14 protein-coding genes are annotated in these 18,635 nt (G+C 74.0%); 6 read left to right on the forward strand and 8 right to left on the reverse strand.

Features of this window, described 5'->3' with window-relative positions; translation table 11 throughout:
- Nucleotides 1–55: 55 nt before the first annotated feature.
- From AC07A4_RS08995 to AC07A4_RS09005, 3 genes are read right to left on the reverse strand one after another with little or no spacing between them, the layout of a single operon-like run.
- Nucleotides 56–814 (reverse strand): ABC transporter permease, encoded by a 759-nt coding sequence (locus AC07A4_RS08995; RefSeq protein ID WP_478595031.1) that lies wholly within the window; start codon nucleotides 812–814, stop codon nucleotides 56–58.
- Nucleotides 814–1,755, reverse strand: coding sequence for an ABC transporter permease (locus tag AC07A4_RS09000; RefSeq protein WP_478595033.1), 942 nt, complete (start codon nucleotides 1,753–1,755; stop codon nucleotides 814–816). Before AC07A4_RS09000 ends, AC07A4_RS08995 begins: the two co-directional genes overlap by 1 nt.
- The gene (locus AC07A4_RS09005) at nucleotides 1,752–2,714 is read right to left on the reverse strand and encodes an ABC transporter substrate-binding protein (RefSeq protein ID WP_478595036.1); all 963 of its coding nucleotides are present in this window, start codon (nucleotides 2,712–2,714) and stop codon (nucleotides 1,752–1,754) included. The genes AC07A4_RS09000 and AC07A4_RS09005 overlap by 4 nt, the downstream gene beginning before the upstream one ends.
- Before the next feature lie 311 nt (nucleotides 2,715–3,025).
- Between AC07A4_RS09005 and pepN the strand changes: the two genes are divergently transcribed.
- A complete protein-coding gene (gene pepN / locus AC07A4_RS09010; RefSeq protein ID WP_478595038.1) occupies nucleotides 3,026–5,593 on the forward strand; it encodes an aminopeptidase N in 2,568 nt (855 codons plus the stop codon).
- A gap of 321 nt (nucleotides 5,594–5,914) precedes the next feature.
- Here the strand turns inward: pepN and AC07A4_RS09015 are convergent, their stop codons facing one another.
- Entirely contained in the window at nucleotides 5,915–6,835 is a 921-nt protein-coding gene (locus AC07A4_RS09015; RefSeq protein WP_478595041.1) for an EamA family transporter, read from the reverse strand.
- A gap of 110 nt (nucleotides 6,836–6,945) precedes the next feature.
- Here AC07A4_RS09015 and AC07A4_RS09020 point away from each other — a divergent pair, with 110 nt between their 5' ends.
- Nucleotides 6,946–7,530 (forward strand): MarR family winged helix-turn-helix transcriptional regulator, encoded by a 585-nt coding sequence (locus tag AC07A4_RS09020; RefSeq protein WP_478595043.1) that lies wholly within the window; start codon nucleotides 6,946–6,948, stop codon nucleotides 7,528–7,530.
- Between the two features lie 119 nt (nucleotides 7,531–7,649).
- Here the strand turns inward: AC07A4_RS09020 and AC07A4_RS09025 are convergent, their stop codons facing one another.
- Genes AC07A4_RS09025 through AC07A4_RS09035 form a run of 3 tightly spaced genes read right to left on the reverse strand, consistent with a single transcriptional unit; the run spans nucleotide 7,650 to nucleotide 10,315 of the window.
- Nucleotides 7,650–7,889 (reverse strand): hypothetical protein, encoded by a 240-nt coding sequence (locus tag AC07A4_RS09025; RefSeq protein ID WP_478595045.1) that lies wholly within the window; start codon nucleotides 7,887–7,889, stop codon nucleotides 7,650–7,652.
- 60 nt (nucleotides 7,890–7,949) lie between these two features.
- Nucleotides 7,950–10,070 carry a 4-alpha-glucanotransferase gene (gene malQ, locus AC07A4_RS09030; RefSeq protein WP_478595048.1) on the reverse strand — a complete coding sequence of 707 codons (2,121 nt, stop codon included), beginning with the start codon at nucleotides 10,068–10,070 and terminating at the stop codon, nucleotides 7,950–7,952.
- A gap of 8 nt (nucleotides 10,071–10,078) precedes the next feature.
- A complete protein-coding gene (locus AC07A4_RS09035; RefSeq protein ID WP_478595050.1) occupies nucleotides 10,079–10,315 on the reverse strand; it encodes a hypothetical protein in 237 nt (78 codons plus the stop codon).
- A gap of 441 nt (nucleotides 10,316–10,756) precedes the next feature.
- Here AC07A4_RS09035 and AC07A4_RS09040 point away from each other — a divergent pair, with 441 nt between their 5' ends.
- Nucleotides 10,757–13,711 (forward strand): beta-N-acetylglucosaminidase domain-containing protein, encoded by a 2,955-nt coding sequence (locus AC07A4_RS09040; protein WP_478595052.1) that lies wholly within the window; start codon nucleotides 10,757–10,759, stop codon nucleotides 13,709–13,711.
- A gap of 106 nt (nucleotides 13,712–13,817) precedes the next feature.
- Here AC07A4_RS09040 and AC07A4_RS09045 read toward each other — a convergent pair whose 3' ends face one another.
- On the reverse strand, nucleotides 13,818–14,354 hold the full coding sequence (locus AC07A4_RS09045; RefSeq protein ID WP_478595055.1) for an HNH endonuclease: 537 nt from the start codon (nucleotides 14,352–14,354) through the stop codon (nucleotides 13,818–13,820).
- A gap of 288 nt (nucleotides 14,355–14,642) precedes the next feature.
- Here AC07A4_RS09045 and AC07A4_RS09050 point away from each other — a divergent pair, with 288 nt between their 5' ends.
- The 3 genes from AC07A4_RS09050 to AC07A4_RS09060 all read left to right on the forward strand — a co-directional run bounded on the left by AC07A4_RS09050 (nucleotide 14,643) and on the right by AC07A4_RS09060 (nucleotide 18,632).
- Nucleotides 14,643–15,731, forward strand: a complete 1,089-nt coding sequence (locus AC07A4_RS09050; RefSeq protein ID WP_478595057.1) for a mechanosensitive ion channel family protein — start codon at nucleotides 14,643–14,645, stop codon at nucleotides 15,729–15,731.
- 295 nt (nucleotides 15,732–16,026) lie between these two features.
- Entirely contained in the window at nucleotides 16,027–17,208 is a 1,182-nt protein-coding gene (locus AC07A4_RS09055) for an ROK family transcriptional regulator (protein ID WP_478595060.1), read from the forward strand.
- Nucleotides 17,209–17,291: 83 nt separating this feature from the next.
- Nucleotides 17,292–18,632 (forward strand): ABC transporter substrate-binding protein, encoded by a 1,341-nt coding sequence (locus AC07A4_RS09060; RefSeq protein WP_478595063.1) that lies wholly within the window; start codon nucleotides 17,292–17,294, stop codon nucleotides 18,630–18,632.
- Nucleotides 18,633–18,635 lie beyond the last annotated feature (3 nt).

Here is an 18,635-nt window from a genome sequence, read left to right on the forward strand (position 1 = left end):
TTCCCTTGGCCCCGGGTGAACCGGTTGCGAGGGGAACGGCGGGCGCCCCCGCGCCCTAGGTTCGGGTGCCCCGTGCTCCCCGGTGCCAGGCGAGTGCCTTCCGCTCCACGAGCAGGAAGGCTCCGTTGAGTACGCAGCCGACGGCGCCGAGCAGCAGGATCGCCGCCCACAGCTGGTCGGGGCGGAACTCCCGCTCGGCCGCGTTGAGCCGGGAGCCGATGCCGTCGCCGGACCCCATCAGCTCGGCGATCACCATCAGGATCAGGGCGAAGCCGAGCGCGACGCGAAGCCCGGCGAAGATCTTGGGCGCGGCGGCGGGCAGCACCACGTGGCGCAGCAGCGCCGGGCCCGTGACGCCGAAGACGCGCGCCGAGTCCAGCTGTACGGGCTCCACGGAGCGCACGCCGTCGGCCGTGTTGAGGAGCACCGGCCAGACCACGCCGAAGACGATGGTCGCCAGTTGCATGGACGTGCCGAGTCCGAAGGCGACCGTGAAGAACGGGATGAGCGTGGGCGGCGGCACGGCCCGGCCGAACTGCAGCACCGGATCGAGGAGGTGGAAGGCCACCGGGGAGAGCCCGATGACCACCCCGACGCCGATCCCCGCCACCCCCGCGATGGCCCACCCGAGCAGCAGGTGCCCGAGGCTCGGCAGGAGGTCGTCGAGGGGCAGATCCTGGGCCAGGACCCGCACGATCCGGCTGGGCGGCGGGAAGTAGATGTCCTCGGCCCGCCGGGCGGCCCCCTCCCAGCACACGACCAGAACCGCGAGCAGCCAGCCGCGCAGCAGCAGAAAGCGCAGGGCAGCGGCCATCACTCAGCCCGTCCGGCGTTTGAGGACGAGCGCGAAGCGCGATGACCGGGGCCCCGGGGGGCGGAGCGCCCCGGGCTCGGGACGGGGCGGGTTTGGGGAAACACCACCCGCCCCACCCCCACGAGCCCCGCGTTCGCCGCCACCCCGAGCGCCCCCGCCCACACCGCCCCCGCCACCATCAGGTCCGGCCGCCCGCCCCCGGACTGCGTCTGGAGCAGATACACGCCGAGCCCGGAGTCACCCCCGGCCCGCAGCTCCGCGCTGACGGCCACGATCAGCCCCACGGACGCGGCGATCCGCACACCGGTCAGGACGAAGGGCCCGGCGCTCGGCAGCGACACGCGGGCCAGGACGGCCAGCGGCCCGAAGCCGAAGGAGCGCAGGGTCTCCTTGGCGACGGGGTCGACGTCCCGCAGCCCGTACAGGGTGTTGAGGAGGATCGGCCACAGCGACGCGTAGCAGACCAGCGAGCGCTCCACCCGGACCGGTTCGACGAACACCAGGATCGCCAGCGGGATCAGCGCCACGGACGGCACGGGCCGGGCCAGTTCGACGACGGCGAGGCTCGCGGCGTCCAGGCGCGGCAGGGAGCCGAGGAGCAGCCCGGCGGGAACGGCGCAGGCGACCGCGAGCCCGAGGCCGCCGAGCCAGGCGGAGACGGTGGTGCCCAGGTGGCCGAGGAAGCCGTCGTCGGCGGCCATCCCGGCGGCGCGGCCGAGCACGGAGGTGGCGGGCGGCAGCGCCTGGCGGTCGAACACCCCGGCGCGGGCGATGACTTCGACGACGAGCACGGCGCAGCCGACGCCGAGCGCCCCGAGCAGCGCCCGCCCCCACCGGGTCGCGGTGAGCGCACGGGCGCGCGGCGGCGGCCCGGGGCGCGCCCGGCCCGGCACCGCCGCGCCCGCCGCGCGGTCCCCCTCAGCCCCCTTCGGCACGGTCACGGCCCCGTACGCACCAGCAACGGCTCCACGTCGAGGTCCCGCTTCAGATAGCCGAACTCCCGCATCAGCTCGACCACCCGGCGCAGGCGGGCCGGGTCCAGGGCCACGGGATAGCCGCCGAGGTGCAGCTGGGCCGCCTGTTCGGGGGTGATCCTGGTGTAGCCGGGGAGGGTGGCGACGACCGTGGAGCGGTTGGCGGCCTGCTTCTGGGCGCGGGCCATGGCCCGCTGGAAGGCCGCGACGGTCTTCGGGTTGTCCTTGACGAACGACGCCGTGGCCGCGTACCCGGCGATGGGGAAGCCCGCCGTCGGCGGCTTGCCCAGGTCGGCGACGACGCGGCCGGTGCCGGACTCCTCGATCGCGCTGACGAACGGCTCGACGGCCTGCACGGCGTCGACGCTGCCCGCCTTCAGGGCGGTCTCCATGTTCGGCATGTCGATCTCGGCGAAGCTGTCGTCGTCGTCGAAGGTGACGCCCTGCGCCCGGCCCGCCTCCTGCACGAGCAGGGCGCTGACGTTCCGCTTGGTGTTGACGCCGATCGTCTTGCCCTTGAGGTCCTTCAGCGTCTTCGCGGACGAGTCCGCGCGCACCAGGACCGCGTGCGTCCTTGGCGCGGAAGCGAAGCCGTCGGCGACGAAGCGCACGTCGACGGCCTTGCCCGCGTGCGCGAGGAAGTACGAGACGTAGTTGCCGAAGGAGATGTCGAGCGCGCCCGCGCGCAGCCGCGCGACGGACTCGGCGCCGCCGCTGAGCGTGGACGTGCGCACCGTGAGCCCCTCCGCCTTGAAGAAGCCCTTGCTGATCGCCAGCTGGAGCGGCGCGGTGTCGGCCACGGGCATGGTGCCGACGGTGATCCGGGACTTCTCCGGGCCCTTGCCGTCGCCCCCGCCCCCGCCGCCGTCACCGGAGCCGCCGCAGCCCGCCGTGGCCGCGACAAGCAGCACCAGGGCGGGGAGCACCGCTCTGACCGGCGCGGGTCTTCGGGGTGCGGCCCTGCGCGGGGCGCCGCGTAACCGCCCCGGAACCCGTGCTGCCCGTGCCATACGCACCCGCTCCCGCCCGTGTGTCCCACCGCTCGGAGGCCGGCCACGACCGCCGCCCGGCCTGAGCCGACGCGCGGATGCTAACGGCCGCGCGGGCCGAGAACAATGGGCCAGGACCGGCCGCCCGGCACCGGGGGCCCGGAGCCTGGGCGGCCCCGGGGCGCCACGTGGAAGGATGGCCGTAAACATCGCAAAGACTCCGTACGTCGCATCGAGGAGATGACCGCGTGCCCGGCACCAATCTGACCCGTGAAGAGGCGCAGCAGCGGGCGAAGCTGCTGACCGTTGACTCCTACGAGATCGATCTCGACCTCTCCGGAGCGCAGGAGGGCGGCACCTACCGCTCGGTGACCACCGTGCGCTTCGACAGCGCCGAGGCGAACGCCGAGACGTTCATCGACCTGATCGCCCCGGCCGTGCACGAGGTCGTCCTGAACGGGCACGCCCTTGAGGTCGGCGCCGTCTTCCGCGACTCGCGCATCGCCCTGCGGCACCTGCACGAGGGCCGCAACGAGCTGAAGGTCGTCGCGGACTGCGAGTACACCAACACCGGCGAGGGCCTGCACCGCTTCGTCGACCCGGTCGACGACCAGGCCTACCTGTACACGCAGTTCGAGGTCCCCGACGCGCGCCGCGTCTTCGCCTGCTTCGAGCAGCCGGACCTGAAGGCCGCGTTCCAGTTCACCGTGAAGGCGCCGAGCGGCTGGACGGTGATCTCCAACTCGCCGACGCCCGAGCCGAAGGACGACGTCTGGGCCTTCGAGCCGACGCCCCGCCTTTCGACGTACGTCACCGCCCTGATCGTCGGCCCGTACCACGCGGTGCACTCCTCGTACGAGAAGGACGGGCAGGTCGTGCCGCTGGGCATCTACTGCCGTCCCTCGCTCGCCGAGTTCCTCGACGCCGACGCGATCTTCGAGGTGACCCGGCAGGGCTTCGAGTGGTTCCAGGAGAAGTTCGACTACCCCTACCCGTTCAAGAAGTACGACCAGCTCTTCGTGCCGGAGTTCAACGCGGGCGCGATGGAGAACGCGGGCGCGGTGACGATCCGCGACCAGTACGTGTTCCGCTCGAAGGTCACGGACGCCGCGTACGAGGTGCGGGCCGCCACGATCCTGCACGAGCTGGCCCACATGTGGTTCGGCGACCTCGTGACCATGGAGTGGTGGAACGACCTGTGGCTGAACGAGTCGTTCGCCACCTACGCCGAGGCCGCCTGCCAGGCGTACGCGCCGCAGTCGAAGTGGCCGCACTCCTGGACCACGTTCGCCAACCAGATGAAGACGTGGGCCTACCGCCAGGACCAGCTGCCGTCCACGCACCCGATCATGGCGGACATCCGGGACCTGGACGACGTCCTCGTCAACTTCGACGGCATCACCTACGCCAAGGGCGCGAGCGTCCTGAAGCAGCTCGTCGCCTACGTCGGCCAGGACGAGTTCTTCGAGGGCGTGCGGGCGTACTTCAAGCGGCACGCGTTCGGCAACACCCGGCTGAGCGATCTGCTCGGCGCCCTGGAGGAGACCAGCGGCCGGGACCTGACGGCCTGGTCGAAGAAGTGGCTGGAGACCGCGGGCATCAACGTCCTGCGGCCCGTCGTCGACGTCGACTCCTCCGGCACCATCACCTCCTTCGCCGTGAAGCAGGAGGCCCCGGCCCTGCCCGAGGGCGCCAAGGGAGCGCCGACGCTGCGCCCGCACCGGATCGCCATCGGCCTGTACGAGCTGGACGACGCGTCCGGCAAGCTGGTGCGCACCGACCGCGTCGAGCTGGACGTCGACGGCGAGCTGACGGCCGTGGAGGCCCTGGTGGGCCGGGCCCGCCCGGCGGTGATCCTGCTCAACGACGACGACCTGTCGTACGCGAAGGTCCGCCTGGACGCCGAGTCCCTCGCCGTCGTCACCGAGCACCTCGGCGACTTCGAGGCCTCGCTGCCGCGGGCGCTGTGCTGGGCGTCGGCCTGGGACATGACGCGCGACGCGGAGCTGCCGACGCGCGACTATCTGTCGCTGGTCCTCTCCGGCATCGCCAAGGAGTCCGACATCGGCGTGGTGCAGTCCCTGCACCGGCAGGTGAAGCTCGCCCTCGACCTGTACGCCGACCCGGCGGGCCGGGACGCGCTGCTCGCCCGGTGGACCGAGGCCGCCCTGGAGCACCTGCGGGCGGCCGAGCCCGGCGGCGACCACCAGCTGGCGTGGGCGCGGGCGTTCGCCGCGACCGCGCGCACCGACGCCGACCTCGCCCTCCTTGAGGGGCTGCTCGACGGCTCCGAGACCATCGAGGGCCTGGCCGTGGACACCGAGCTGCGGTGGGCGTTCGTGGGGCGGCTCGCGGCGACGGGCCGGCTCGACGAGGCGGGCATCACCGCGGAGTTCGAGCGGGACAAGACCGCGGCGGGCGAGCGCCACGCCGCCGCCGCGCGGGCCGCGCGGCCGACGCCCGAGGCGAAGGCGGCGGCGTGGGCCTCGGTCGTCGAGTCCGACACCCTGCCCAACGCCGTGCAGGAGGCGGTCATCGCCGGGTTCGCGCAGACCGAGCAGCGGGAGCTGCTGGCGCCCTACGCGGACAAGTACTTCGCCGCGGTGAAGTCCGTGTGGGAGTCCCGTTCGCACGAGATGGCGCAGCAGGTCGTGGTCGGGCTCTACCCGGTGGCGCAGGTGTCCGCGGCGACGGTGTCCGCCACCGACGCGTGGCTGGCGGCGGCCTCGCCCTCGCCCGCCCTGCAGCGGCTCGTCATGGAGTCCCGGGCCGGGGTCGAGCGCGCCCTGCGGGCGCGGGCCGCCGACCGGGGGTAGCTCTTCTTGGTTCGGGTGCGGGTGGGTGGGCGGTCCCCCGCCGCTACCGCGGCGGGATGCTTCCCACCCACCCACCCGTGCACCCCTGAGCTGCGAAACGGCGGCCTCGACGCGTGGCGCTGCGGGTGGGTGCACATTTTCGCCGTACCTCGCTGTGGGCAGCTGGGCCGCCCAGAGGGCGAGGGGGGTACCCCCTGCTCGAGCGAAGCCGAGAGCTTGGGGGAGGGTGGGCACAGCGCCTCAGCCGCCGGGTGACCGGCACAGGCCAGAAGGGCCGTAACCGTGGCGACCCACGGTTGCGGCCCTTCTCCGCTGGCCGGGCTACCGGCGCACCGCCCCACCGGCCACGCTGACCGTCTCGGCGGCTTCCACAGGCGCCGTCTTGGCCGCGCCCCCCGCCTTGAGCTGGCCGAACAGCGTCGCCCCGAAGGCCACGGCCATGCCCACGAGCTGCACCGCCGTCAGCGCCTGGCCGAGCGCCGCCCACCCGATGACCGCGGCGGTCAGCGGCGAAAGGGGGCCGAGCAGGCTGGCCTGGGTCGCGCTGAGCTGTCCGATGCCGCGGAACCACAGCCAGTACGCGACGGCCGTACCGGCGATCGACAGGTAGACGTACCCCGCGATGTTCTGGCCGTCGAGCGCGGGCGGCGCGCCCTCGACCAGGAAGGCGACGGGCGCGATGAGCAGGCCGCCGATGGTCAGCTGCCAGCTGGTGAGCGCCAGCGGGCCGACCCCCTCCGGGCGGCCCCACCGCTTGGTGAGGACCGTGCCCGTGGACATCGAGGCGGTGGACGCCACGGCGGCGATGAGGCCGATCGCGTCGAGGCTCCCGGTGGCCTTGAGCACGACGAGGCTGACGCCGAGCGCCGCCACGACCCCGGTGAGCACGGTCCGCGTGCTCGGGCGCTCGGTCAGGAGCAGCAAGGAGAGCCCGGCGACGAACAGCGGCCCGACGGAGCCGACGACCGCGGCCATCCCGCCGGGGAGGCGGTAGGCGGACAGGAACAGGAGCGGGAAGAAGGCGCCGATGTTCAGGGCGCCGAGGACGGCGGCCTTGCCCCACCACACCCCTCTGGGCAGCCGTCTGGCGAGCAGCAGCAGGAGCAGCCCCGCGGGCAGCGCCCGCATCATGGCCGTGAACAGGGGCCGGTCCGCGGGCAGGAACTCCGTGGTGACGGCGTAGGTGGAGCCCCAGGTGATGGGCGCGTAGGCGGTGAGGAGGATCGTGGCTGCGCGGTTCATGGAAAGTAGCTTACCTCTAAGCTACTTATCGTCAACCCACTTACTTCAAAGTCACTCACATTCAAGCTGCTTACTTGCAAGCGTCTGGCTCCTCGGCGGATACTCGCCCTATGCACTCCACGGACACGACGGATACGACGGACACGACGGATACGACTGGCACTGGCACTGGCACGGGCGCTGCCCCCGCCGTCGACGCCCCCGACGGCGTCGACGCGATCATCGGGCAGTGGGCCGTCGTCCGACCCGAGCTGGAGACGACACCCATGGAGATCTACGGCCGCGTCTACCGCGTCGCCCAGGCGGTGGGCGACCGCGTCGAGAAGGCGTACCGCGAAGTCGGCACCACCCGGGGCGAGTTCGACGTCATCGCCACGCTGCGCCGCCACGGGGAGCCGTACACGCTCTCGCCGCGCCAGCTCTCCGCCACTCTGATGCTGACCACCGGCGGCATGACGGGGCGGCTCGACAAGCTGGAGCGGGCCGGGCTGCTGCGCCGCTCACCCGATCCGCACGACCGGCGCGGGCTCCAGGTGACGCTCACCGACGCGGGCCGGGAGCTCGTCGACCGGGCCGTCGTCGCCGGCCTTCAGGCGCAGCGCGAGGCGCTCGCGGCCGCCGGGCTCGACGAGGACGAGACCGCTCAACTGGCCGGGCTGCTCAGGAAGCTGCTCACGGGCGCCGCGCCCGCCTGACCGCGGCGCGCGCCCGTACGGACACACGTCGAGGGCGCCCCGCGGCGGCGCACCGGAAGGACGAGGCCTTCAGGGGTGCGTCGCCGAGGGGCGCCCTCGACGTACGAAGTGCGGGCGGATCAGCCCTGCTTCGGCTGCTTGCGGGACTTGTCACCCACCATGACCAGGCCCGCGATCACCAGGAACAGGACGATCGGTGCCGCGACGAACAGTCCGAGCGTCTCGACCACGCTCAGCTTGGGAGCCGGGTCGTCGCCGTCGTCGCGGGTGAGCGCGAGCGCGGGGGACGACATGAGCAGCATCATCAGCGTCGTACCGGCAGTGACAGCACCGGCGCGCAGGGCGTTCTTCTTGTCCACGATGCCAACGTAGCGAACCGCTCCCAGGCCCGCGCGCCCGGGGTGCCATCAGGGGCGCTCTCAGGGGACGCCGCCCCGGCCCCCGGAGGCGCGCGAGGCCCTCAAGACCCTGAAGACATCGAGCAGCGCGTGCAGGCGCGGGGACGCGGTGAGCTCCTCCAGGGACACCGGGCGGCCCTTGGCGTCGGCGATGGGCAGGCGCCAGTTCGGGTACTGGTCCCAGGTGCCCGGCAGGTTCTGCGGGCGGCGGTCGCCGACCGCGTCCGGCAGCCAGACGCCGACCAGGCGCGCCGGGGTGGCGAGCAGGAACCGGTGCACCGCGCGGACCTCGTCCTCCTCGCTCCCGCCGCCGCCCGAGAGCAGCTCCAGACGGCAGAACAGCGCCAGCCACTCGCGGACCTCGGCGGCGGCCCCGGCGCGCTCGGCGACCAGCGGGCGGGTCAGCAGGCCGAGGTCGTGGCGGAGCCGGACGTGGTCGCCGGTGACGCGGGCCGCCGTCGACGGCAGGTCGTGCGTGGTGGCGGTGGCCAGGCAGTCCGCGCGCCAGGACTCCGGCGGCAGCGGCAGGCCCGTGCCCGTCCAGTCCCGCTCGAACCACAGCACGGAGGTGCCGAGCACACCGCGCTCGCGCAGCGCCTCGCGCACGCCCGGCTCGACGGTGCCGAGGTCCTCGCCGAGCACGAGCGCGTCCGCGCGGTGCGCCTCCAGGACGAGGACCGCGAGCATCGCCTCGGCGTCGTAGCGGACGTACGTGCCCTCCGTGGGCGGGCGGCCCGCGGGCACCCACCACAGCCGGAACAGGCCCATCACATGGTCGATCCGGACCGCGCCCGCGTGCCGCAGCGTCGCCCGCAGCAGCTCGCGGAACGGCGCGTACCCGGACTCGGCGAGCCGGTCCGGGCGCCACGGCGGCAGGCCCCAGTCCTGGCCGCGCGCGTTGAACGCGTCGGGCGGCGCGCCCGCCGACATCCCGGCGGCGAAGTGCCGCGCCTGCGCCCAGGCGTCGGCGCCGTCCGGGTGCACGCCGACGGCCAGGTCGTGGATCAGGCCGATGCCCATGCCCGCCTCGCGCGCGGCCCGCTGGGCGGCGGCCAGTTGCTCGTCCGCGTACCAGGCGAGCCGCGCGTGGGCGTCGACGCGGTCCAGCAACTCCGTACGGGCGCGGGCGGTTTCCCCGCTGTCGGGGTCGCGCAGCGGCGCGGGCCAGGAGCGCCAGTGCGGGCCGTGGCGCTCGGCGAGCGCGCACCAGGTGGCGTGCGCCTCCAGGGACGCGCCGCGCTCGGCGAGGAAGTCGCTGTAGGCGGCGCACCGGCCTGGCCCGAGCGGCACCTTCCCGATCAGCTCGAACGCCGCCGCCTTCACCTCCCCCACGGCGTCCCTGTCGATCAGCTCCCCCTCGTCGAGCACGGACCGCCGCAGCGCGTCGGCCCGCTCAAGGAGGACGGTCGCGCGCTCCCGGTCGGCGCCGCGCAGCTGCGCGAACTCCGGGACGTTCTCCACTCGTACGTGTAAGGGATCGGGGAACCGTCGCGACGACGGCCGGTACGGCGAGGGGTCGCCCCTGCCTCCCGGCGGCGCGGGCACCGCCGCGTGCAACGGGTTCACCTGCACGAACCCGGCGCCCGCGGCACGCCCCGCCCACGCCGCGAACTCCGCGAGGTCACCGAGGTCGCCCATGCCCCAGGAGCGGGCGCTGAGCAGGGAGTACAGCTGGACGAGGAATCCGTAGGCGCGCCCGCGGGGGCCCGGGGCGCGGCGCGGGGCGACGATCAGATGGACGTCGGCGGCGGCCCCGTCCGGGGCGGCGGCCCGCAGCCGGTGGACGCCGAACGGCAGCGCCGGGGGCGCGTCGGGGGTGTGCCAGTCGAGGGTGTCGCCCTGCTCGGTGCGGGCGCTCAGGCGCGTGCCGGGCGGGAGGGCGTCCAGAGGGCAGGGGGCGGCGGGGTCCGGCGCGGCCTCGTCCGCCGCCCAGAGGACCACCGTCGGCGGTAACAGGCGCTCCCGCAGGGCGGCTTCGCGGGCCGCCAGGGCGTCCCGGACCGCCTCGGGGGTGCTCGCGTCGACGTCCAGGGCCGCGAGGGCCGCGACCACGGCGGCGTCGGATGCCGGAACCGTGCGGTCCGGGGACGGCGCGTACGAGGTGGCGACCCCGTGCAGCGCGGCGAGGCGGGCCAGGGACACCCGGCCCCCTAGAACCGGGCCGGGTCCACGCCCGCGGCCGTGCCCGTCGAGGTCGGCTCGCTGGTCAGGGGGGCGGCGTCGGTGAGCGGCGGCTCGCTGGTCAGCGGGGCCGCGGCGGCGAGCGGGGGCTCGCTGGTCAGGGGCGGCTCCAGGCAGCCGCAGGAGCAGGAGCCCTCGAGTCCGGAGTCGGGGTGCGAGACCTGCGGGGGCAGGGCGGGCGGAAGAACGTTCGCCGAGGCGGGCATGGGGCGCTCCCTTTTTGCGGCTGGCCGGTGTCGGTGACCGCAGATTTACCCACTGGGGGCGGGGGCAGACGTAAACGGTCGCGGAACGTGTCCCTGGTCACACGCGAAGCGCCCCAGACCCGCCCCTTCCCGATCCGGGGGCGGCTGCCCCCGTCCCCCCGCTCAAAGCTTTTCGGCGCTCCGCGCCTCGTCCTCAAACGCCGGACGGGCTGAATCCGTCTCAGCCACGGCCGGAGATCTTCAGCCCGTCCGGCGTTTGAGGACGAGCCGCGAAGCGGCGATACGGGGGTCCAGGGGGCGGAGCCCCATGGTTTCGGGAAAGGGGCGGGATTGGGGAGCCCCCGGCAGGGCACCCACCCGCGTTGACACTGAGCCCGCCGCAGTGGTGAGGTCAGAGCTCTACGTGACCGGTCGAGTGAGGACAGTGACGAGGAGGGGGCCATGCGACTGCGGCACACCAGGGGCGGCGGCGCGGCCGCCCTCGCGGCGGCGGTCATCGCGGGCACCCTCACCGCCACCACACCCCCCGCGACCGCCGCCCCGCCCGACACCCCCAGGGCCCCGGAGACACCGAGGCCCACCACGGATCCGCCGGCGGTCTGGCCCCGGCCCCACACGCTGGAGCGGGGCACGACGGGCCCGGTCACCGTCGGCGACACGGTGGTCCTCGTGACCGGAGGCACACCGGACCCGCACGCCGTCGAGGCGCTGCGCACGCTGCTGCGCGCGGCGGGCGCCCGCGAGATCACCGAGGTCCGCGACGGCGCCCCCCTGCCGCCCGGCGCCCACCTGGTGGTCCGCGCGGACGGCCCCGGCGCGGCCGAGGCGCTGCGGGCCCTTGGGTCACCCCCGCGCGCGGACCTGCCGGACGGCGGGTACCGCCTCGCGGTGGGCGAGGTGGCGGGCCGCGACACGGTGGCCCTGGACGGCGTCGGCCCGGACGGCCTGTTCCACGCCGCCCAGACGCTGCGGCAGCTGGCGGACCCCGCGACCCGCCTGATCCCCGCCGTGCGCGTCCGCGACTGGCCCGCCACGGCGGTGCGCGGCCTCACGGAGGGCTTCTACGGCACGCCGTGGACGCCCCGGCAGCGCCTGGCGCAGCTGGACTTCATGGGGCGGACCAAGCAGAACCACTACCTGTACGCGCCGGGCGACGACCTGTACCGCCAGGCCCGCTGGCGCGAGCCGTACCCGGCGGCGGCGCGCACCGCGTTCCGCGCGCTCGCCGAGCGCGCGGCCCGCAACCACGTGACGCTCGCCTGGGCCGTCGCCCCCGGCCAGGCGATGTGCCTGTCGTCCGAGCGGGACGTGCGCGACCTGACGCGCAAGATCGACGCCATGTGGGCGCTCGGATTCCGGGCGTTCCAGGTGCAGTTCCAGGACGTGAGCTACAGCGAGTGGCACTGCGGCGAGGACGCGGAGGCCTTCGGCTCGGGCCCGGGGGCGGCGGCGACGGCGCAGGCGCGGGTCGCGAACGCCGTGTCCCGCCATCTGGCGGAGCGGCATCCGGGCGCGCGGCCGCTGACGCTGATGCCGACGGAGTACTTCCAGGACGGCTCGACGGCGTACCGAAAGGCGCTCGCCCGGGGCCTCGACGAGGGGGTGCGGGTGGCGTGGACGGGCGTGGGCGTGGTGCCGCGCACCATCACGGGGCGTGAACTCGCGGGCGCGCGGCGGGCGTTCGGCGGGCATGAGCTGGTCACGATGGACAACTACCCGGTGAACGACTTCGCCCAGGACCGGGTGTTCCTCGGCCCCTTCACCGGCCGTGAACCCGCCGTCGCGCAGGGCTCGGCGGGGCTGCTCGGCAACGCCATGGAGCAGCCCGCCGCCTCCCGCATCCCGCTGTTCACGGCCGCCGACTTCGCCTGGAACCCCCGGGGTTACCGGCCGCGCGACTCCTGGCACGCGGCGATCGAGGACCTGGCGGGCACCGACGCCAAGGCGCGCGCCGCGCTGCGGGCGCTCGCGGGCAACGACGCCTCGTCGGTGCTCGGGGCCGAGGAGTCGGCGTATCTGCGGCCGCTGGCGCGCGCGTTCTGGACGGCCCGCACGACGGCCGACCCGGCCCGCGTCGAGGCCGCCGCGCGTCCGCTGCGGGCCGCCTTCGGCGTGATGCGCACGGCGCCCGGGCACCTCGCGGGCACCGAGCTCGCCGACGAGGTGGCGCCCTGGCTGGAGCAGTTGGCGCGGTACGGGACGGCGGGCGAGGCGGCCGTCGACATGCTGGTGGCGGCCGCCCGGGGCGACGGCGCCGCCGCCTGGGACGCGGCCCGGACCCTGCGGGGGCTCCGCGCCGGGCTGCGGTCCGGCGGGGTGACGGTCGGCAAGGGGGTCCTCGGCCCGTTCCTGCGCCGCGCCGAGCGGGCGTACGCGGCGTGGGCGGGCCTCGACAGCGAGCACGCCGTGGCCGGGCCCGGCAGCCGCTGGGGGCGGGCGCGCCCGCTGGCCGCCGTGACCGCCCTGACGGACCCCGGCACCCGGGGCGCGGTCGAGGCGCACGTGCCAGGGCGTGGCTGGCACCGCCTGGCCGCCCTTGCGCCTTCGGGGTGGACGGAGGTCCGCCCGGGCGCGGAGGTGCGGGCCGACGCGGTGCGGGTGACCGGGCCGGACGGCGCCGGGGGCGCGGGCGCGGTGCGCCATCTCGCGCCGTGGTTCGCCGACGGGCCCGCCGCGCGCCTGGCGCTGGCCCGCGCGGACGTGGACGTGGAGATCGGCGGCGGCCCGGAGCGGGTGACGGCGCGGCTGCTCGCCCGGCGCCCGGACGACGTGCGGGGCGCGCTCGGCGTGGGGGCGCCCCGGGGTGTGGAGGTGCGCGCGCCCCAGGCGGCGGTCCTTCCGCGCGGCGCGGAGGTCGAGGTGCCGCTCGACGTGAGCGTCCCTGCGGGGACGCGCGCGGGCACGTACGAGATCCCGGTGACGTTCGCGGGCGCGTCGCGGACGGTGGCGGTGCGGGCCTTCCCGCGCACCGGCGGGCCCGATCTGGCGCGGCGCGCGCGGGCCTCGTCGTCGGGCGACGAGACGGGGGACTTCCCCGCGTCGGCCGCCAACGACGGCGACGCGGCGACGCGCTGGTCGTCGCCCGCGACCGACGGCGCCTGGTGGCAGGTGGACCTCGGGGAGCCGGTGCGGCTCGGCCAGGTGGTGCTGCGCTGGCAGGACGCGTACGCGGCGGCGTACCGCGTGCAGACATCGGCCGACGGCAGGACATGGCGGTCGGCCGCGACGGTCCGGGACGGCCGGGGCGGGCGCGAGTCGGTGCGCATGGACGCGCCGGGCACCCGTTTCGTGCGGGTGCAGGGCGAGCGGCGGGCGACGCGGTTCGGCTACTCGCTGTGGTCGGTGGAGGCCTACGCGGTCGCGGACCAGGGCGAAAGCCCAGGTCCGCGCCGGTGAGACACCCGTACGGCACTCTCGTACGGCACCCTCGTGCGGCAGCCCACACGGCTGCCTCGCGACTGCCCGTACGGCAGCCCGTACGACAAAGGCCCGAATCGATCCCCTAGGCGGAGATGCCGTCGATCCGGGCCATCGCGTCGTCCGCGCCGAACGGCTGCAAGTACGGCAGCCAGCGCGGGTCCCTATGCCCGGTGCCGATGATGCGCCAGGCCAGACCTGTGGGCGGGGCTGGTTTGTGGCGCAGGCGCCAGCCGAGCTCGAGCAGGTGCCGGTCGGCCTTCACGTGGTTGCAGCGGCGGCAGGACGCCACCACGTTGTCCCAGGCGTGCTGGCCCCCGCGGCTGCGTGGGATGACGTGGTCGACGCTGGTTGCGACGCCACCGCAGTACATGCACCGGCCGCCGTCGCGGGCGAACAGGGCACGGCGGGTCAGTGGAACGGGCCCCCGGTAGGGGACCCGCACGAAGCGCTTGAGCCGGACCACGCTGGGTGCGGGCAGGGTGCGGGTCGCGCTGTGCAGGAAGGCGCCGGACTCCTCGAGGCAGAGTGCCTTGTTCTCCAGGACGAGGACGAGCGCGCGGCGGAGCGGTACGACGCCGAGGGGCTCGTACGACGCGTTGAGGACCAGGACATGCGGCACGGATGCCTCCTTGTACGCCGGCGGCGCGTGGCTCGCGCCGGGACGATCTGTAGTCAGTTTCCCCTCATGCCTGGTCGCGGCGCCACCATGTGCCGGTAACGGCCTTGAAGTGTTTTCGACCACACCCCACTGGTGACACGTTTCCCCACCGGTGACGAGGCGGGGCTCACAGTGTGAGCACCGCCTCTCCGTCGAACATGGCAACGATCGGCACACGATGCCCCGTTAGTGTGGTGTGCCTGCCCGGTGCATCTTCTGGGCAGACCGCTATGCCTGGAGGTACCCGCCGTGTTCCTGTCCGTGCTCTCGGCCGCCGGGACGGACCCGGACCCGACGAAGACGCAGAAACCCGTCGCGCCCACGCTCGACGACGCGCACGAGAGCGCCCAGAACGCCGCGAGCTGGGTCGAGGAGAACTGGTCCACCTGGCTCGCCATCGGCCTGCGCATCCTGCTGATCGTCGTGATCGCGATGGTCCTGAGGGTGCTGGTGCGGCGCGCCATCACCAAGCTGATAGACCGGATGAACCGCACGGCGCAGGCCGTGGACGGCACCGCGCTCGGCGGCCTCCTGGTGAACGTGGAGCGGCGGCGGCAGCGCTCGCAGGCCATCGGCTCGGTGCTGCGCTCGGTGGCGTCGTTCCTGATCCTGGGCACGGCCGCGCTGATGATCCTCGGCACCTTCGAGATCAATCTGGCGCCGCTGCTCGCCTCCGCCGGTGTCGCGGGCGTCGCGATCGGCTTCGGCGCGCGCAACCTGGTCACGGACTTCCTCTCCGGCGTGTTCATGATCCTGGAGGACCAGTACGGGGTCGGTGACTCCATCGACGCCGGTGTGGCCTCCGGCGAGGTCATCGAGGTGGGCCTGCGGGTCACCAAGCTGCGCGGCGACGACGGCGAGATCTGGTACGTCCGCAACGGCGAGGTCAAGCGGATCGGCAACCTCTCGCAGGGCTGGTCCACGGCCGGGGTCGATGTGACGGTGCGCCCGGACGAGGACCTGGACAAGGTCAAGCGGGTCCTCGGCGAGGTCGGCGACGCGATGAGCAAGGACGAGCCCTGGAACGAGCAGCTGTGGGGCCCGATCGAGGTGCTCGGCCTGGACAGCGTGCTGCTCGACCAGATGGTGGTGCGGGTGGCCGCCAAGACGATGCCAGGCAAGTCGCTCGGCATAGAGCGGGAACTGCGCTGGCGGATCAAGCGGGCCTTCGACGCGGAGGGCATCCGCATCGTGGGCGGCCTGCCGCTCGCCCTGGAGGAGGCGCCCGCCGCCGACCCGACGGCGGGCATGGCGGCGCCGTCCGCGTACGCGTCGGCGACGTCCCCGCAGTCGATGACGGCCTCGCCGATACCGCCGCCGACGAACCTGTCCAAGTAGCGTCCGCCGTCCGTCGCGGATGCGCGGAGCGTCCGTCCGCCGCGGATGCACGGAGCGTCCGTCCGTTTTCGGACACACTCGCCGTCTCCCGCGTGGGGGCGCCCCGCACCACAGGGGCGCCCCCACCGGCGTTTCCCCGGCGACCGCGCGCCCCCGCAGGTAACGACTTGGTTGCCTCGGGGGCGCCCGCTATTGACGGGTCCTTCACGGCGGCTTACGTTCCTCGCAACCAATAGGAAGCCTTCCTAACAGTGCTGTGGGGAGGCGGGCAGCCGAAGGGCAGGTGTCGCCAGCGATGGCCGGAACCACCCCATCCAACGGGTCGCCCGGCGTGCCGGGCACGCCCCGCGTGCTCCGCGCCATGAACGACCGCGCCGCGCTCGACCTGCTCGCCGCCCACGGACCGCTCACCCGCACCCGCATCGGCGAGCTCACCGGCCTGTCCAAGCCCACCACCTCGCAGCTGCTCAGCCGCCTGGAGAGCGCGGGCCTGGTCCGCACCACCGGCCGCGAGAGCGGCAGGCCGGGCCCGAACGCCGTCCTGTACGAGATCGACCCCACCGTGGGCCGCGTCGCCGCCCTGTCCGCCGACCCCACCGGCCTCACCGCCCTGGTCGCCGACCTCACCGGCACCGAAGTGGGCCGCTTCCGCGTCGAGGCCGACGCCATCGCCGAGGACGTCCGCCACCGCACCGCCCAGCTCGTCGTCGAGGCCGTCGACGGCGCCCTCGCCCAGGCCGGGCTCGGCCACGACGACCTGCGCGCCACCGTCATCGGCACCCCCGGCGCCATCGACCCCCACACCGGCCAGCTCCGCTACGCCCCGCACCTGCCCGGCTGGCACTCGCGCACCCTGCGCGCCGAACTCGCCGAGGTCCTCGGCACCCCGGTCACCATCGAGAACGACGTGAACCTCGCCGCCATCGCCGAGCAGTACGAGGGCGCGGCCCAGGACCACGACGACTTCGTGCTCGCCTGGCTCGACGAGGGCGTGGGCGCCGCGATCGTGCTCGGCGGCACCCTGCTGCGCGGCGCGACCGGCGGCGCGGGCGAGATCGGCTACATGCCGGTGCCGGGCGCCCCGCTGCTTCGCGGCGGGCCCGGGGCCGCGCCCGGCGCGTACCGGGGCGGCTTCGAGAGCCTCGTCTCCGGCTCCGTGGTCCGCGGGCGCGCGGGCGGCAAGCCGCTCGCCGAAGCGCTCGCCGACGCCGCCGCGCGCGACGAGCTCGCCCGCCACATCGCCACCGGCATCGCCGCGGTCGTGGCGGTCGTCGACCCCGAACTCGTCGTCCTGTCCGGGCAGGTGGCCCAGGCGGGCGGCGAGGAGCTGCGCCTGCGCGTCACCGAGGAGCTGACCGGCCTCGCCCTGCCGTGCCCGCTCCTGCGCATCAGCGAGCTGGACGGCGACCCGATCCTCACCGGCGCCCTGCGCACCGCCCTCACCCAGGCCCGCGACACGCTCTTCGACACGGCCTGAGCCACCCCGCCCCGGGGCCAGGACCGGGCCCCGGCACCTGCCCCGCGCCTCCCCGTCTCCCCCTCCCGCAAAGGAAGCCCGCCATGCCGCGATGGCGCATACGCGCACGCGTGCCGGTCGCGCTCGCCGCCGCCGGACTGCTCCTGTCCGGCTGCGCCAACCCGAGCACCGGCAGCGACGACGACGATCCGACCAAGCCCGTGACGCTGAAGTTCTGGCACGGCTGGTCGGCGCCCGGCGAAGTCAAGGCGATCAACGAGAGCATCGAGCGGTTCGAGAAGCTGCATCCGAACATCGATGTGAAGGCCACCGGCAACGTCACCGACGCCACCATCAACCAGGCCCTCAGGGCGGGCGGCGGCGAGGCCCCCGACGTGGTGGTCTCCTTCACCACCAACAACGTCGGCCAGTACTGCGACTCCGGCATGTGGGTCGACCTCGACCCGTTCATGAAGAAGACCGGGCTCGACAAGAAGAAGACGTTCCCCCAGACCCTGCTCGACTACACGAGCTACCGGGGCACCCAGTGCGCGCTCCCGCTCCTCGCGGACGCGTTCGGCATGTACTACAACAAGGAAGCCTTCGCCGAGGCGGGTGTCGCGCGCCCGCCGCGCACCATGTCGGAGCTGAAGGCCGCGGCGAAGAAGCTGACCGTGCGCAGCGGCAAGGACTCGTACAAGCGGGTCGGCTACATGCCCAACTTCCGCCTCTACCAGGGCAGCCCGGACCGCCTCTTCGCACAGTGGGGCCCGAAGTACTTCGACGCCGACGGCAAGTCCCGGCTCGCGAAGGAGCCCGGCGCGTACGACTACTACAAGACCACGAACGGTCTGATCGACGCCCAGGGCGGCTTCGACGACCTGGAGAAGTTCCGTCTGACCTTCGGCGACGAGATGTCCAGCCAGAACGCCTTCCTCACCCAGAAGGTCGCCATGCTCCTGGACGGCGAGTGGCGCGGGCTGATGCTCAAGGACGCCAAGGCGAAGTTCGACTGGGGCGTGGCGCCCCTGCCGGTGCCCGACGACCAGGCCGACACCTACGGCCGGGGCTTCATCACGGGCACCGTCGCGGGCATCGCGCACAGCAGCAAGCACCAGAACGCCGCCTGGGAGCTGGTGAAGTTCCTGACCGCCGACACCGACCAGGTCGTGGACTTCGCCAACGCCATCCACAACGTGCCGTCCACCTTCGCGGCCCTCAAGTCCCCGAAGCTGGACGCCGATCCGAAATTCCGCACCTTCTTCAAGATCCTGCGGAGCGAGCACAGCCAGGCCCTGCCCCCGACCACCAACGGCAACTCCTACGTCAACTCGTTCGGGGACTTCTCGTACGGGGTCGAGGCGGGCCACCAGAAGAACCTGCGCGAGGGCCTGAAGAAACTCGACGACCAGATCGACGCCGACAACCTCCAGTCAGAGAACTGAGGA

Source organism: Streptomyces sp. NPDC043996 (assembly GCF_056435225.1).

Bases quoted from the DNA above. Each gene is read 5' to 3' on its own strand.
- AC07A4_RS08995 (WP_478595031.1), bottom strand. From the start codon at position 814: ATGGCCGCTGCCCTGCGCTTTCTGCTGCTGCGCGGCTGGCTGCTCGCG.
- AC07A4_RS09015 (WP_478595041.1), bottom strand. From the start codon at position 6,835: ATGAACCGCGCAGCCACGATCCTCCTCACCGCCTACGCGCCCATCACC.
- AC07A4_RS09020 (WP_478595043.1), top strand. From the start codon at position 6,946: ATGCACTCCACGGACACGACGGATACGACGGACACGACGGATACGACT.
- AC07A4_RS09035 (WP_478595050.1), bottom strand. From the start codon at position 10,315: ATGCCCGCCTCGGCGAACGTTCTTCCGCCCGCCCTGCCCCCGCAGGTC.
- AC07A4_RS09040 (WP_478595052.1), top strand. From the start codon at position 10,757: ATGCGACTGCGGCACACCAGGGGCGGCGGCGCGGCCGCCCTCGCGGCG.
- AC07A4_RS09055 (WP_478595060.1), top strand. From the start codon at position 16,027: ATGGCCGGAACCACCCCATCCAACGGGTCGCCCGGCGTGCCGGGCACG.
- AC07A4_RS09060 (WP_478595063.1), top strand. From the start codon at position 17,292: ATGCCGCGATGGCGCATACGCGCACGCGTGCCGGTCGCGCTCGCCGCC.